Annotated in this window: 14 protein-coding genes; all 14 read right to left on the reverse strand. The window is 46.2% G+C overall.

Going from position 1 to position 14,379, the window contains the following annotated elements:
• Positions 1 to 5 precede the first annotated feature (5 nt).
• On the reverse strand, positions 6 to 1,475 hold the full coding sequence (gene rng, locus MSG33_RS20875; RefSeq protein WP_005381138.1) for a ribonuclease G: 1,470 nt from the start codon (positions 1,473 to 1,475) through the stop codon (positions 6 to 8).
• Positions 1,476 to 1,493: 18 nt separating this feature from the next.
• On the reverse strand, positions 1,494 to 2,063 hold the full coding sequence (locus MSG33_RS20880; protein WP_104970986.1) for a Maf family protein: 570 nt from the start codon (positions 2,061 to 2,063) through the stop codon (positions 1,494 to 1,496).
• Positions 2,064 to 2,067: 4 nt separating this feature from the next.
• Positions 2,068 to 2,556: a rod shape-determining protein MreD gene (mreD, locus tag MSG33_RS20885; protein ID WP_012841380.1), complete on the reverse strand. Its 489-nt coding sequence runs from the start codon at positions 2,554 to 2,556 to the stop codon at positions 2,068 to 2,070.
• Complete coding sequence (gene mreC / locus MSG33_RS20890) at positions 2,546 to 3,445, reverse strand: rod shape-determining protein MreC (RefSeq protein ID WP_104974767.1); 900 nt, start codon at positions 3,443 to 3,445, stop codon at positions 2,546 to 2,548. Before mreC ends, mreD begins: the two co-directional genes overlap by 11 nt.
• A gap of 150 nt (positions 3,446 to 3,595) precedes the next feature.
• Positions 3,596 to 4,639: a rod shape-determining protein gene (locus MSG33_RS20895; RefSeq protein ID WP_005381144.1), complete on the reverse strand. Its 1,044-nt coding sequence runs from the start codon at positions 4,637 to 4,639 to the stop codon at positions 3,596 to 3,598.
• A 151-nt stretch (positions 4,640 to 4,790) separates the two neighbouring features.
• A complete protein-coding gene (locus MSG33_RS20900) occupies positions 4,791 to 9,311 on the reverse strand; it encodes a DUF6701 domain-containing protein (RefSeq protein WP_248381986.1) in 4,521 nt (1,506 codons plus the stop codon).
• Positions 9,312 to 9,315: 4 nt separating this feature from the next.
• Positions 9,316 to 9,750, reverse strand: coding sequence for a hypothetical protein (locus MSG33_RS20905; protein WP_025625468.1), 435 nt, complete (start codon positions 9,748 to 9,750; stop codon positions 9,316 to 9,318).
• Positions 9,740 to 10,453 (reverse strand): prepilin-type N-terminal cleavage/methylation domain-containing protein, encoded by a 714-nt coding sequence (locus MSG33_RS20910; RefSeq protein ID WP_248381988.1) that lies wholly within the window; start codon positions 10,451 to 10,453, stop codon positions 9,740 to 9,742. The genes MSG33_RS20905 and MSG33_RS20910 overlap by 11 nt, the downstream gene beginning before the upstream one ends.
• Positions 10,453 to 11,034 carry a type II secretion system protein gene (locus tag MSG33_RS20915; protein WP_114323986.1) on the reverse strand — a complete coding sequence of 194 codons (582 nt, stop codon included), beginning with the start codon at positions 11,032 to 11,034 and terminating at the stop codon, positions 10,453 to 10,455. Before MSG33_RS20915 ends, MSG33_RS20910 begins: the two co-directional genes overlap by 1 nt.
• Positions 11,031 to 11,519 carry a type II secretion system protein gene (locus MSG33_RS20920; RefSeq protein WP_248381990.1) on the reverse strand — a complete coding sequence of 163 codons (489 nt, stop codon included), beginning with the start codon at positions 11,517 to 11,519 and terminating at the stop codon, positions 11,031 to 11,033. Before MSG33_RS20920 ends, MSG33_RS20915 begins: the two co-directional genes overlap by 4 nt.
• Positions 11,520 to 11,634: 115 nt before the next feature.
• Positions 11,635 to 11,868 (reverse strand): MSHA biogenesis protein MshA, encoded by a 234-nt coding sequence (locus MSG33_RS20925; RefSeq protein WP_248381992.1) that lies wholly within the window; start codon positions 11,866 to 11,868, stop codon positions 11,635 to 11,637.
• Positions 11,869 to 11,932: 64 nt separating this feature from the next.
• Positions 11,933 to 12,394, reverse strand: coding sequence for a type II secretion system protein (locus MSG33_RS20930; RefSeq protein ID WP_248381994.1), 462 nt, complete (start codon positions 12,392 to 12,394; stop codon positions 11,933 to 11,935).
• A gap of 291 nt (positions 12,395 to 12,685) precedes the next feature.
• Positions 12,686 to 13,147 (reverse strand): hypothetical protein, encoded by a 462-nt coding sequence (locus tag MSG33_RS20935; protein ID WP_012841372.1) that lies wholly within the window; start codon positions 13,145 to 13,147, stop codon positions 12,686 to 12,688.
• Between the two features lie 3 nt (positions 13,148 to 13,150).
• The gene (locus MSG33_RS20940; RefSeq protein WP_248381996.1) at positions 13,151 to 14,374 is read right to left on the reverse strand and encodes a type II secretion system F family protein; all 1,224 of its coding nucleotides are present in this window, start codon (positions 14,372 to 14,374) and stop codon (positions 13,151 to 13,153) included.
• Positions 14,375 to 14,379: the final 5 nt, after the last annotated feature.

Here is a 14,379-nt window from a genome sequence, read left to right on the forward strand (position 1 = left end):
CCAAATTACATCATTACGACGTCAAACTGTTCCTGAATGTACAGGGGCTCAGCCTGAACTCGCACTTGCTTGCCAATAAATACTTCGAGCTCAGCCAATGCATGAGACTCATCCCCCAACAGCGCTTCAGCAACAAACGGCGATGCGTACACAACAAAATTATCGGCGTCGTAAGCACGGTTTACACGAGTAATCTCGCGTAATATCTCAAAGCACACGGTTTCAACCGTTTTCACGCTACCACGGCCTTCACAAGTAGGACAGCCAGAACACAAGATATGTTCAATACTTTCTCGTGTGCGCTTACGCGTCATCTCGACTAAGCCGAGCTGAGTAAAGCCGTTGATGTTGGTTTTTACTCGGTCTTTAGCCAGTGCGGTTTCCAATGAGGTAAGCACTCGCTGACGGTGCTCTTCAGACGCCATATCGATAAAGTCGATAATGATGATGCCGCCGAGATTGCGCAAACGCAGCTGACGAGCAATAGCTTGCGTTGCCTCAATGTTGGTATTAAAGATGGTCTCTTCAAGATTACGACGACCAACAAATGCACCAGTGTTGATGTCGATAGTTGTCATGGCTTCAGTTTGATCGATGATCAAGTAGCCACCCGACTTTAGCTCAACCTTGCGCTCTAAAGAACGCTGAATTTCATTCTCGGTGTCGTACATGTCAAAGATTGGCTTGTCACCTTCGTAAAGCTCAAGCTTGTCTGTTAACTCAGGTACATACTCAGAAGTGAATTCTTTCAGGTTTTCATATTCGAGGCGGGAGTCGACCATGATTTTATCGAGCTCTGTGCCGACAAAATCACGCAGAATGCGCTGGGCCAAACCAAGCTCACCGTAAAGCGTTGAACGCGTTTTGTATTTTGAACGACGCTCCATGACTTTTAGCCACAAGCGCTTAAGAAATGCCGCGTCTTGAGAAAGCTCTTTTTCATCTGCGCCTTCCGCTGCGGTACGAATGATAAAACCACCGTGCTCATCACAGTAATGGTTCACCACTTTTTTCAGACGCTCGCGCTCTTTCTCACTCTCAATACGCTGCGAGACACCAACATGGCTGGCACCCGGCATAAAGACAAGATAACGTGAAGGTAATGTGATGTCAGTCGTTAAACGCGCGCCTTTCGTGCCGAGCGGATCTTTGACCACTTGTACAACAATGTCTTGTCCCTGACGTACCAGCTCAGAGATATCACGGACTTGAAACTGCTGTTTTTCGTTCTCTGCCACACATTCGGTATGCGGGACAATATCTGACGCATGTAAAAACGCCGCTTTATCTAAACCGATATCGACGAAAGCCGCTTGCATACCTGGCAGTACTCGGCTGACTTTGCCTTTGTATATATTGCCCACAATGCCGCGACGCGATTCGCGCTCGATATGTATTTCTTGTAGTACTCCACCTTCAATCATGGCCACACGAGTTTCACTCGGGGTCACGTTAAGCAGCAATTCTGCACTCATGTGCACACCTCAAAACAATTATAAAAATTCTTGAATTAGCTGATCGGTTTCGAACAAAGGTAAGCCTACTACAGCGTGATAACTGCCTTCGATTCGGGTGACAAATCGCCCTCCGAGTCCCTGAATACCATAACTTCCAGCTTTATCGCATGGCTCTCCTGACTGCCAATATTGTTCGATTTCTTCGTGAGTCAGTTGCTTGAACCACACGTCAGTGGTGACGACCACTGAATGTTGTTGTTCCGATGATACGACGCTCACCGCAGTCATCACTTGATGACGACGACCGGATAAGTCAGTAAGCATACGCTTTGAATCTTCAAAACTTTTTGGTTTTTCTAGCACACGGTCATCGCATACTACGACCGTGTCAGAGCCCAATACAACGGAATCAGGCTTAGCTAATGCTAAGCCTGCCTGAGCTTTTTCCAAAGAAAGACGCAGCACGTAATCTCGTGCTTGCTCATGAGCCTGTTTGGCTTCCTCAATATCAGGCAATACGATCTCAAAGTCATAACCTAGTTGAGCAAGCAGCTCTTTTCTTCTCGGAGAACCCGAAGCAAGAACGAGAGATAAGCTTTTCTTCACCGCTTTACCTTACGTGCCATGCACGACGAACTCGTCGCATTAATAAAAACATCCATGGCCAAAGTATACAGTTTATTGCTGCCGTCCACAGAGATAATGGATTAAATACTACGTCCTGGTTCAAATATTCCCCACAGAATATCAAAACTTCCAATAACGCAGTAAAAAAGGCAATTAAAATCGACTGTTGCCACAATGCCATGTTACGAATCAATAGGAAATTCAACGCCACCAGATAGATGACAATCGACATCATCATGCCGCGAATTCCAAGCGTTGAGCCGATCAAGATATCCCATAATAAGCCCAGCACTAGCGCGGTTCCAACGTTCACTCGGTGCGGCAGTGCCAACACCCAATAACACGTGACAAGGAACAACCATGATGGACGTAAAACATCCAACACACCTGGCCACGGAATGGTTTGCAATACCAGCGCAACGAAGAAACTGACACCAATCACCATTCGGCTGCTCACTACATTATTGGCCATCAGTTACCTCTTGTTCTTCTTGCTCTAGCCCTTCATCCACATTGGATCGCAGCACTTTGTGTTGACGATCTTCATTCGGCCAAATCAGCAGTAGGTAACGTAAACGATCAAACTCTACAACTGGCTCAGCCTTGATTGACGCAAACTCTTGGCGCGTATCGTGATCCACATTGCTAACCGTCGCGACTGGGTACCCTTCTGGGTAAATCCCACCTAGGCCGGATGTCACCAATAGATCGCCAACCTGAATATCAGTACTGGTTGGAATGTGCTCCAGTTGGATTTCATCCATTTCACCATTGCCCGACGCGATCACTCGAATATCGTTACGGATCACCTGGACAGGAATCGCATTTTTCGCATCCGTTAGCAACAGAACACGTGCGTTGTGCGCTGCGACAAACGTGACCTGACCAACAATGCCTTTTTCGTTGATCACTGGCTGTCCGACGTACACACCGTCTATTTGTCCTTTATCAATCACCACTTGATGACGATAAGGTGAGGTATCAACCGCCATCACTTCAGTTACGACTTTCTTTTCATCCCGGACAAATGAAGAGCCTAACAATTTGCGTAGACGTTGGTTTTCTTCTTTATATTGATCGAGCAAGATCAGCTCGCTTTTCAGGCGTAGCACTTCTCGCTTTAAGTTGCGATTGCCTTCAACTAATGCCTGACGAGTATTAAAACGTTCAAATACGCCATCGAACATGCTGCGAGGCAAATTGGCTGCGTATTGAATGGGCGCAACCATACTGTTCAATAAGTATCGGACGTTGGAAAACGTATCTAGACGACTATCAGCCAGCATTAAGCTCGCCGACACGATGACAGCAAAAAACAGACGTAATTGCAGAGACGGACCTCTGCCAAAAATCGGTTTCATCTTGTTTTTGACCTGATTGCTTCCATGATTATTGAGCCTTACTTGGCAACCTAAAAATACTTAAATAAATACTTTTAGGTATGGAGCATGTTTGAATTACAGAGAGAGCAGAAATGAAGGTGAAGCCCGACATGAGCTTCACCTAAACCTTTATTCTTCAGAGAACAGATCGCCACCGTGCATGTCGATCATTTCTAGTGCTTTACCGCCACCACGCGCAACACACGTTAGTGGGTCTTCCGCGATAACCACAGGGATACCGGTTTCTTCCATTAATAGTCGATCGAGATCTTTCAGTAGCGCGCCACCACCAGTCAGAACCATGCCGTTTTCAGAAATGTCTGAAGCAAGCTCTGGTGGACACTGCTCTAGTGCAACCATGACTGCTGAGACGATGCCAGATAGCGGCTCTTGAAGCGCTTCTAGGATCTCGTTTGAGTTCAGGCTAAAGCTGCGTGGCACACCCTCTGCAAGGTTGCGACCGCGAACTTCAATCTCTTGAACTTCATCGCCAGGGTAAGCAGAACCGATTTCATGTTTGATCTTTTCAGCCGTGGCTTCACCAATCAAGCTGCCGTAGTTACGACGTACGTAGTTGATCACGGCTTCATCAAAGCGGTCACCACCGATACGTACAGACGATGAGTAAACCACACCGTTTAGAGAGATAACGGCAACTTCAGTTGTACCACCACCGATATCAACCACCATTGAACCTGTCGGCTCAGACACGCGCAGACCAGCACCAATTGCCGCCGCCATTGGCTCGTCGATTAGGTAAACTTCACGCGCGCCAGCACCGAGTGCTGATTCACGAATTGCGCGGCGCTCAACTTGGGTAGAACCGCAAGGAACACAAACAAGAACACGTGGGCTTGGCTTTAGGATGCTGTTGTCATGCACTTGTTTGATAAAGTGCTGAAGCATTTTTTCGGTTACGTAGAAATCAGCGATTACGCCGTCTTTCATTGGGCGGATAGCGGAAATGTTGCCAGGTGTACGACCAAGCATCTGTTTTGCTGCGTGACCGACTGCAGCAACGCTTTTTGCAGAACCTACACGATCTTGACGAATAGCAACTACAGAAGGTTCATCAAGGACAATACCTTGCCCTTTTACGTAAATTAGAGTGTTGGCTGTACCTAAATCGATAGATAGATCGTTAGAAAACATGCCACGAAGTTTCTTAAACATACTCTTCGCTCATCCTGCAAAAATATAGAAGACAAAAATTGCTCTAAATGTACCAATGCCTCGCTGTCACAGCAAGGTATTGGTACACAAACATGAGCAGAAAGCCTCAATTTCTTGCAGTTTCCTAACTTAAGGGCAAAAACCTAAGTTGTTACTGTCCGGTTAACCCTGGCTCACCACGGTAAATCACGCGATCGTTACCACGATGAATACCGAAGGTGACGACAGAGGATGGGTTTTCTTCACCAGGGCTCTTATTATCCCAGTTGTACTTGAGCCAAGGTAAGCCATTTTTTGAATCATCAAGATCTAACCAAACGCGCGTTTGCTGACGGTATGGTTCAGCTTGAGTTGCAGTAACAGAGCGAGAAGAACCTGAGGAAACGGTACCACCGTCGCCTAGAATTACATCTTTTGCACTCTGATCTGTCGGCCAAATATGCTGTTGCGCAGCTTTAACACCTGTTACTTCTGTTTGGCTATCGTTCGGGTTAACAATAAAGCGGCTACCATTCCAGTATTCAACTCGAAGTGGCACATGTAATGTCGAGCCTTGGTTACCACCAACATCATCAAGAGCGATGCGACCAAAGCGCACATCCGGTTGTGCCAGCAATGCTTGAGCCACGTTGGTAGTCAATCGTTCATTGCCATTAACGCTACTTTTAAACCTGAATAATGTCGGGTCAACATAGCTACTGGTTTTACCACCTGAGTTGCTCAATGACAGGCCAATCGAGGTACTGGTAGATTTGTCCACCACCACTTTCGAGTTAAACGGCCCATCGGGCAAAATTGGTTTGCTCCATTGAACCGAATTATCCCACTGCTTACGCCACACCGCGCCGCTCCAGTTTTTATCGCCGAGATCCGCATTCGCGATATTCAAGCGATCCGAATGTTCACCGGACAGATAGAAATCGGCTTTTAATCCACTGGCAAACAAACCGTAGTTTTGTGTCGCGCCGCCACTGGCGTTATAGGCGGTCACAGCAAAGCTTACCGAATCGAATGCCTGCCCCATGTAGGCCGACTCGCCCTGGTTATCCGGATAGTCCCAGTTGGTTTCCGTAACGTTAAAGTAAGCCGGATAGAAGCGGCCTATTGTCGCTACTGCATCCTTAATTTTGAACGCGCTACTACCTAAATAGCTTGAGGTAGCCAGCGGTTTGCCGTTTTCATCACTCGCAACTGGTGCAGCTACGCTAAATGCAAATGCGCCGACTTCCGAGACCGACTGCGGCAGCATCACCTTACCATTTGCCCATTTGCTCCCCTCCGGCAGTGATGTATTCAACAGAGTGGCTGAAGCCCCCTCAGCCGGGTATTTCACGCTGTTGGCGATAGTAATGGCCGGCTCCTGGTAGTTTTTTGCGACCTTTTCTGTATTTCCATCCGCCGCCTGATAGGCGGTCACGGTCAGGTCAAACAACTCACCAGCGGCAACAAAACTGTTGCTACAGCCAGAAACGGCCTTGGTGCAGGTACCTTTTTTATCCGCTTTGGTTGCCGTTAGCTTCAGATACTCAGGGAAGCTGACAAAGCTGGCAAAGCCGGCAGAATCGCCCACACCATCGACGCTCGCATTGAGTTTCACTTTGCCGGCTTCCGGATACTTAATTTTAAAGTACGCCTTGCCCTGCGAGTCAAAATACACATTATTCAACACTGTACTTTGTGTCTGAAGTAAAGTTGGCTCACTTGTCCAGTCGATCGTGTTGTTGCCGACCTTTCTCTTGTACCAGATCGACACCGGCTGAGTTTTATCAACCGGTGCAACTTCATACGCCATCGACATTCTCACGTTGCGCGACTCACCGTCCGCATCTGCCTGAGCAGAACAGAACGACAAGTGATCCTCACCCTGGCTTTGGCGGTTGGCCACCACATCGGCCACGTTGACCGCTAAAACATTCTTAACGAAAGTCACCTCACAGTTCTCTGCCGAGAGCTCGCCGCCATTAATACGACAGCGTGCACCTTCAAAACCAAACTGCGGTACCGAGCTGCTGGCCACGCCCATGGTAATAGTGCCAGATTCCGAAGCCTTTAGCGCTAATTCCTTCTGGTTTTGAACAGTTACCTGTGTACCACCGACCCAGTTAGCAATGTCATGCCCCGCCGAAGGCGTCAGCGTCACATTGAGTGGCTTAAGCATCCCGTTATTGTATGCGTCACGCGGATAGCGCTTGCTACAGTCCGCATTCATGCACGCTCGCAGCTCCACTTGAGAGGCCTGACAAGTGCTGCCTGAGCCCGAATAATCAAACTCAAAGTGGTGGATGCCTTCGGTCAGCGGGATGGCCTCATCGGCACAAACCTGGAAGTTATCAATCTCATGAGTATTGGTCGACCAACCGGTTGATGCGGTGACAGAAAGGCGGAAATTCTCTGGCACCGTATTAAAGCTGCCCTGCTGAAGTACATCAAACTTCTCGATTAGTGTTTTCCATTCTCCTGTATCTATTTTTCTTTCGACCGAGAGATAATATTTACCTGCCTCACGTGAGTTGAGCACGATTCTGTATTTATGTAAGCCACTGCGGGGACCATCAATATCTTCAACTGGTAGATCTTTTCGACTAGGTTCATAGCCCTTAATGTATTTATAGCCCTTAAGCCACTGACCATTTGAGTCCGTGGAGCCGGGACCACGAACACCTATCAAGTTCTGTTTTCGTGGTGAATATTTATCAACAACCTCTCCACCAGTACGGTAATAGTTACCGTATTCATCAAGACCGATTCCTAGCCAGCCTCCAGCAAAGCCTTCAATGTCTTTAGTCACTTCTTCGCTGTGGTTTTTCTGCAGCTTCATCCCGTAGCCCAGCGGGCCGCCAAAGGCACCGGTTTTCGGCAGCACATTGGCATCCGACAGCACCAGAGCTATACCATCAGCACCATCACCACCAAAGGCGTAATGATCAAACTCAATCTGCAAATAGTTTTGTGCCGATGGAAAGACATAATTGTAGGCCGACGCCGTGGCCTGACGACGTATACTTTCATTCAGCCTGAAACGCCCATTGTTCGTCTGCGGCTGGGTACTGCTTTCAAAACCCATCACTGACCAGTTGGCCAGGCTGCCGTTATCGAAGTTTTCGGGTGGTAATGGCTTACACTGCTTAGGCTGCGGCGGCGTCCAGCACGGCTGCGGATAGTCCGGTTTGGCAACTTGGGTCAAACCTCGCATATCTAACCAGCGGCTGGTGACCGCACCGTCAATTTGTTCGCCGGTATCCAGCACCAGGCTCTTGGCAAGAATAAAGCCTTTAAACTGTTGTGACGCGGCGGTTTTGAAATGCACACTCGCCTGTGGCCCATAGATCACCGGCAATACCAAATCACTTTGTGTGGTACGGTAATCAAAATAGGCATCTTCGAGTTTAAAATCAGCATTGTTGCCGGTATACGAGCCGGGCGTCTGATTCGTACCCACCACATTCCAGGTAACGTTGCTACCAAAAATCAGCTTCGGCTTGGCGCCTATATTTTTGAAAGTTTTCACTGTCAGGTTGGTGTTATCGGCCAAATATAGTGAGAGATTGGACTTAGACTCGTAAACCAACTCTTCTATTTTTCGTTCACCAACGATCTTCAGTTCAACCTTTTGACTGTTTGCACTTTCAATAATCTTTAGTCGTTTAAGGTCGCGCTTCAAGCTGATGACAACGCGATCGCCGAATTCTTGGTAACTACAAACATCTGAACCATTACCACAAACCTTGCCATAGTATTTTTTTGCACTTGGATTCGTACGAATAGCCTGTTGTTTAGTGGCGTTAAAGGTTGCGTTCAGAGCACTCGGTTTTTCCGCTTTGCGTCGCTCTGTCAGGCCATCACCACCCGCCAAACTGCCATCTCCCGCCAAACCATCTTTCGGGAAACAGCCAAACTCGTTATTACAGATATAAGGGGTTTTGTCCTTGTACAACTGTGAGGCCTGCTCACCGCTATCAAAGCCCACGCGCAGGTTGCGCCACTCGCTGCCGCTGTCCCAGTTCTGTTTGTAGGTGTAGAAGTTGCGGCTGTCCGCCAGATATTCGTCAGACCAGCCCAACGCCCTGACAGTTGAATTAGTCACAATCAGTTTGCTTTCTTCCAGCTGCCAGCCTTGGACAGGTTCAGGGAAGAGCTGACACACATTATCCGGCACCGCAAAGCTGGGAGTCTGGTTAGGCGTCGGTCTCGGGCCAGGATTACAATCTAAACCAGAAAGCCCACGTCCGTTATCAAAGAAAACATCGGCCCGATCTGACATGTTGGTGAAATAGTGGTTCTCTGCACTGGCCGCCTTAACCTGTACACCATTGTGATAAAGGAAATAATCCAAGTCGGCAGAATAGGTATTACCGTGCTTTCTTACATTGTGGTACTCAATGCGCAGGGTATAAATCTGACCGTCATTTAAATCATATTCGCCAAAAATACCCGAAACCTGATCATCTGCCGACCAAAGCGGATGCAAAATCACATTGCCATTTCCACGGCCATTTCCGCCACCTTGTTTTCTTAAATAGATCACGCCATTCTGTTGATTAGCTTGATATTCAGCTTCGAACGCAAACGAATCTTTTAGCTGAACCGAACAAGACTCCGTAGCTTGCCAGGTATCCGCGTATGAAAAGGCAGACAGTGATAGCGAAATTAAAAATAGTATGGTCTTTTTCATTATTCTAATCCTTTACCCAAACCTCTTGCTGACGCTGTACCTGTATAACCCCAGAACCACACGTTGCCGTGGCCTGCACCCTAAACAGAGATTCAGCATCAAGGGTACCCTCATTGAAAGTACCTATATTTGTACATGCCATCGCATTAACCTTGCACCCACTTCCCACAGCTACTTGCGGAACGGCACCGCTGACCTCCCCACTGCATACGGCCGCGATATCTGTTGTACTGGCATTTAACGGATACATCTTGGTCAGTGCCCACTCATTTGCAGACTGAGCAACAAACCAAGCTTTTGTTCCCAAAAACTCTCTTGTTAATCCGCTTTGATTCGACCATGTCACTTTCATTAAAGAGGAAGCCAAATATCCCATTACAATAATGACGAATAACACGATGATTAGTACATTTCCGCTGGAGTTTCTTCTATGGGACATTGAGCACCTGCACATCTTGTTGATACACACTACGTTCACCATCCTGCTCAAACTCTAGATTTATATGAACTAAACCACCTCGTTGCAGAGTAGGCTCTAGATAACGCATACCACTTACGGACGTATCGACACTATCTGCAACCGTAATACCATTCCGCGTAACTTGCTTGGCATCGAAACAGTAGCGAACCTCTGACTTCTCTTTATAAATATAAAGACGGCTCGAAACAGAGTTGCCCGCAATCGTATTTGCCGCCCCACTAACGACAAAAACGTTACCGTTTTTTGATAAACCACCAATGGCTATATTTTGCGAAGAAGTTGATTGTAAATCTTCATATCGGCTCGGATTTATCACCATCCTGCGATTCACAGGAATAGGATTAAGCGTTGAGTCATTACCTAGCAAAAACTCTAAGTCATTATTCTTAAACGTGTAAAAACCAGAATATTCAATCGGCACAAACTCTAGACAATTAGTTGTTCCTTTTGGAACATGAAAACTATTAGGTACAGCATGGCGGATTTCACGCGTCATCTTTTCTAAAACAAACTGAGCCTGTGTTTGTATTCGTTGGCGATCGATAGTATCAACGTAACCTTTCATTCCTAACTGGACATACCCAGCTATCCCCAACATGATGAAGCTGCCGACCACAATCGTAACTATCATTTCCATTAAGGTGAAACCACGATCTTTCATCAGTAGTTCCCCTTAATAGCTGTTAAAGTAAGGGGCTGCGTGTTCCCCGCAAAAATCCTTAATGTTACTTTTTTGTATTCGGTTATTTCATCGGGAGCTTTATCCGTCAGATCATCATAGGCAACGCTAACTTCTAATCTAAAGTTTTTGTACTGCTCAGTACTGTCCGCACCAAGTACATCACTGATATTCCCTCTAGAGGCACCATCACACTGAGAAGCTGTTGTAGATGTGCTCCAACACCCGATATAGTCATCGACATCATTGAAATCACTAGGCGTTGTTTCCAAGGAACCGTCTAGTCTTTTATCCGCACCTAATTTATTTACGTCAGTGCAGCTCACTCCATTCTCACCACATCGAATGGTGCCGCCATCAAAATCACTGTTTTCATCAAAGCCTCGCGCCAATATCTGAGACATAAAACCTTGGCCTAATGCGGCGGCGCGGGTTTGATAATGAGGAATAGCTGAATCTCGAATTTGAGGGACAAGAAAAGAAGTAAACGCCACCATCGCAATGCCCATTAAAACGATTGCAATGATCATTTCAATCAAAGTCATGCCGCTAGATTTCTTCATGAGCATGTACCTTTAGAAACATAACCTTGAGTATTAATTTCAACTTGGCAACGGCTTCGACCATGCTTATCTTCAATCAGGATTGAAACACCACCACTCGCTGAGTTTATTGGATTACCCAACAAATTAAACTCGATTGGATTAGTTACAGCATTGGTCAGTGAAAACTTTGCGGACTTATCGATAACCACGTCACTACGGGCGTCTTGTGCACTACCTGTTAGTGCACAGGCAGCAACCGAACCAACACATGAGCTAGAAACTAGCAAACGAAAGTTGTTATCCGGACTTGCAACATTCGACTGCATACGATTCACCTGTACTTGGCGAATTACAGAAATCACGCGTTCTTGTAATGCATATGCAGAGAAACTGCCAGAGCCCATAAAACGGCTGGCTGCAAAAAGTGAAAGGATAGAGAGGAGAACAATCACGAGGATTAACTCCATTAACGTGAACCCTAATGCAGAGCTGCGAATTTTCATAACCCAACCTTAGGCTTAGAACAAGCGAGATAAGTATACGATGAAATTATGAGATTAATGATAGGTTTATAATTTTTCGATTCGAAGTGTGAACAGACGAACAAATAACCAATGTCTAGTTATTTTGCCCTTTTGAACGACCAATCTCTTCTTCAATTCGATCGTAAGTTTCTTTATTGCTCAATGTTTCAGAAACATGCTCAGCGGTTTGCTTGGTTTGCTCCCACTTTGCTTCGTAAGTTTCTGGTTCAAAGCTGATAAATCTTGGTAATACCACATAACCGATCGCACCCAAGATAATCAGCACAACTACAAACTCTATTGCACTAAGACCTGATGATTTACGCATATGAACTATTCCGAGATCAATCAAAATATAGAGTTAAAGGCCAGACTAGCTGGCCTTTAAAATTTTATTTAGAGCAAGTATCTGTTATTTCAGTTTTTGCAGGGCTATCCTTTCCTGAAGCTGAAGTATATTTCACACACTTGTCAGTGTATCCTTTTAAACCGTAAGTAATGCTAGAGCCTGCTGTCGTGCCATTATTGTTATCAATCAATAGAGCCCAATCTTGTAAACCATCAACAGCTAAATTAAGTGCCGAAGAGGTAGCTTGAGGAAAACCATGAATCAGGTCAAGAGTCTCACCATTAATTGTAAGCTTTCCAGTAGCTCCGTCTTGGTTCTCAATAGCTGCTTTACCATATACAATACCTGCTGCACCGTCCATCGCGCCTTTCAGCCCCTGAACTGCAGACTCTCGAGCATCATCTTGTAGGTTCAAAAAACGTGGTGCTGCAGTTACCGCTAGAATACCTAGGATTACAATTACCACTACCAATTCGATAAGGGTGAAACCACCTTGTCTTTTCATTGTTTACTCTCTCTATGTAAGCATGCAGTACAACTGCAAAGTTTCGTTTAGGTCACGCGACCATTTTGGATATTGTCAAAACGGTTTGGGGCAGCAACGTTCACTAAAACTGACCGTGAAGTGGATACTGTATCTACCGCTTGAGCAGAATGACGATTCGCCATTATTCAGTTCACGCTGCAATGAGAAAAACACATTATTGTTTACCCTCTATTACAACGTCTTACTTATGGTAATGATTGCATTATACCGACTTTCAATACCAATTATAGTGATTAGGTGTCAAAAAATTCACTCCGCCGACATTTCGACGTCTATTTTCAGTTGATTAGCTGTTGAAATAACTACAATCGACTGACCATTTTCATAAGTATACTGACAGACATAACGATCAGTTTTGATGGCCCCACTGATATCTATTAACTTATTAGTCATTATTTTACGTTGTGGATAATGCACTGCTAGCCAATAACCACAATCTAAAACACCTTGTTGAGTAAAGGGAGACACTAGCCCGCCCTCAGTCATAGTAAGGTTAAAACCATCCATCAGCATATGTTTTGGCTCGCCTTGTACTAACCAAGCTTGACGATAACGCTGAACACTATCTTGCATCCAAACTCTCGCCAACTTCGCTCCGGTCACTTGCGCCTGCTCAGTAACAGGACGTAATTTGACCGCCAAGCCAACAGCAATGATGGTAGCAATTACCCCAAAAACGATTAGCGTCGCTCGACTTTGATTTTCAACCACCTATTAGCCGCCTTTGATGATGTCTAGCATTCCCCACATTGGCAGGAAGATACCCAGTGCTAGCACCATGACCATGCCGGCGACAATCACCAAAAGTAGCGGTTCTATTCTTGCGGTTAGTGTTTTTAGATCGTAATCAACTTCTCTATCGTAAAAATCCGACACTTCTAGCAGCAGCTCATCAATACGACCGGTTTCTTCCCCTACTGCAATCATCTGAATCACCAAGGGGGTAAAGATTTTACTGTTGATAGCGGTAACCGAGATGGTGCTACCCGCTTCAATCGCGGATTTCATCTCAAGAATTCGATTTTCTAAAAAGCGGTTCCCCAGAGCTTCCCCGGCTAAAGCTAAAGACTGGTTAAGTGGAACGCCTGACTTCAGCATCAACGAGAAGGTTCTGGCAAAACGGGAAAGCTGAGCGCGATTAACGATATCGCCCACAATTGGAAGCCGAAGCCGAAACTTATCGAACTTTTCCCGACCATCAGCCGTCGCCACCCAGGCTCTGAAAACCGCAAACGCGCCAATCATTGCCACAATCAACAACACCCAATAATTAACAAAGAAATTAGAAGTAGCGATCAAAATACGCGTCGGCAATGGCAGCTCAACACCAAAGCGCGTGAACATGGAAGCAAACTCAGGGATCACCAAGATGTTCAATATAAACATAGCGATGGTAATAAAGATAATCACAAACGTCGGATAACGCATCGCCGCTTTGATGCGTTTGCGAGTCTCGAGTTCCTGCTCGTAGTAATTTGCCAGTTGCAATAGCGCTTGATCGAGTCGACCCGTATTCTCGCCTACATTGATCATAGAAACGAACAGTGGGCTGAATACTTTGCTGTGTTGCTGCATCGCAGAAGACAAACCTCGGCCATTACTCAGTTCAGAAACGACATCTTCCAGTGCCTCTTTGAGCTGTTTGTTTTCACAATTTTGCAGCAGGCCACGCATAGAACGCAGCAACGGTACGCCCGCTTTAGTTAAGCTAAACAACTGGCGAGAGAAAAGAATGATCACTTCCAATGGAATGGCTGGCACAAATAGCTTAGACAAGCTCACTTGGCTTTTTGCCGACTCTTTCTCTAACCGTACATTGAGCGGGATGACCCCTTTGTTCATCAATGCTTCCGCCGCAGCCTCTGAGTTCACTGCTTCGATTTTGCCGTTAGTGGATGAGCCGTCTAGCGCGCGGCCTTGATAACGAAAAGTTGGCATTCACT

The organism is Vibrio sp. 1CM7H, from assembly GCF_023161645.1.
Taxonomy (GTDB): domain Bacteria; phylum Pseudomonadota; class Gammaproteobacteria; order Enterobacterales; family Vibrionaceae; genus Vibrio; species Vibrio diabolicus.

Coding starts and splice junctions, on each gene's coding strand:
- rng (WP_005381138.1), bottom strand. CDS start 1,475: ATGAGTGCAGAATTGCTGCTTAACGTGACCCCGAGTGAAACTCGTGTG.
- mreD (WP_012841380.1), bottom strand. CDS start 2,556: ATGGCCAATAATGTAGTGAGCAGCCGAATGGTGATTGGTGTCAGTTTC.
- mreC (WP_104974767.1), bottom strand. CDS start 3,445: ATGAAACCGATTTTTGGCAGAGGTCCGTCTCTGCAATTACGTCTGTTT.
- MSG33_RS20895 (WP_005381144.1), bottom strand. CDS start 4,639: ATGTTTAAGAAACTTCGTGGCATGTTTTCTAACGATCTATCTATCGAT.
- MSG33_RS20900 (WP_248381986.1), bottom strand. CDS start 9,311: ATGAAAAAGACCATACTATTTTTAATTTCGCTATCACTGTCTGCCTTT.
- MSG33_RS20905 (WP_025625468.1), bottom strand. CDS start 9,750: ATGTCCCATAGAAGAAACTCCAGCGGAAATGTACTAATCATCGTGTTA.
- MSG33_RS20910 (WP_248381988.1), bottom strand. CDS start 10,453: ATGAAAGATCGTGGTTTCACCTTAATGGAAATGATAGTTACGATTGTG.
- MSG33_RS20915 (WP_114323986.1), bottom strand. CDS start 11,034: ATGAAGAAATCTAGCGGCATGACTTTGATTGAAATGATCATTGCAATC.
- MSG33_RS20920 (WP_248381990.1), bottom strand. CDS start 11,519: ATGAAAATTCGCAGCTCTGCATTAGGGTTCACGTTAATGGAGTTAATC.
- MSG33_RS20925 (WP_248381992.1), bottom strand. CDS start 11,868: ATGCGTAAATCATCAGGTCTTAGTGCAATAGAGTTTGTAGTTGTGCTG.
- MSG33_RS20930 (WP_248381994.1), bottom strand. CDS start 12,394: ATGAAAAGACAAGGTGGTTTCACCCTTATCGAATTGGTAGTGGTAATT.
- MSG33_RS20940 (WP_248381996.1), bottom strand. CDS start 14,374: ATGCCAACTTTTCGTTATCAAGGCCGCGCGCTAGACGGCTCATCCACT.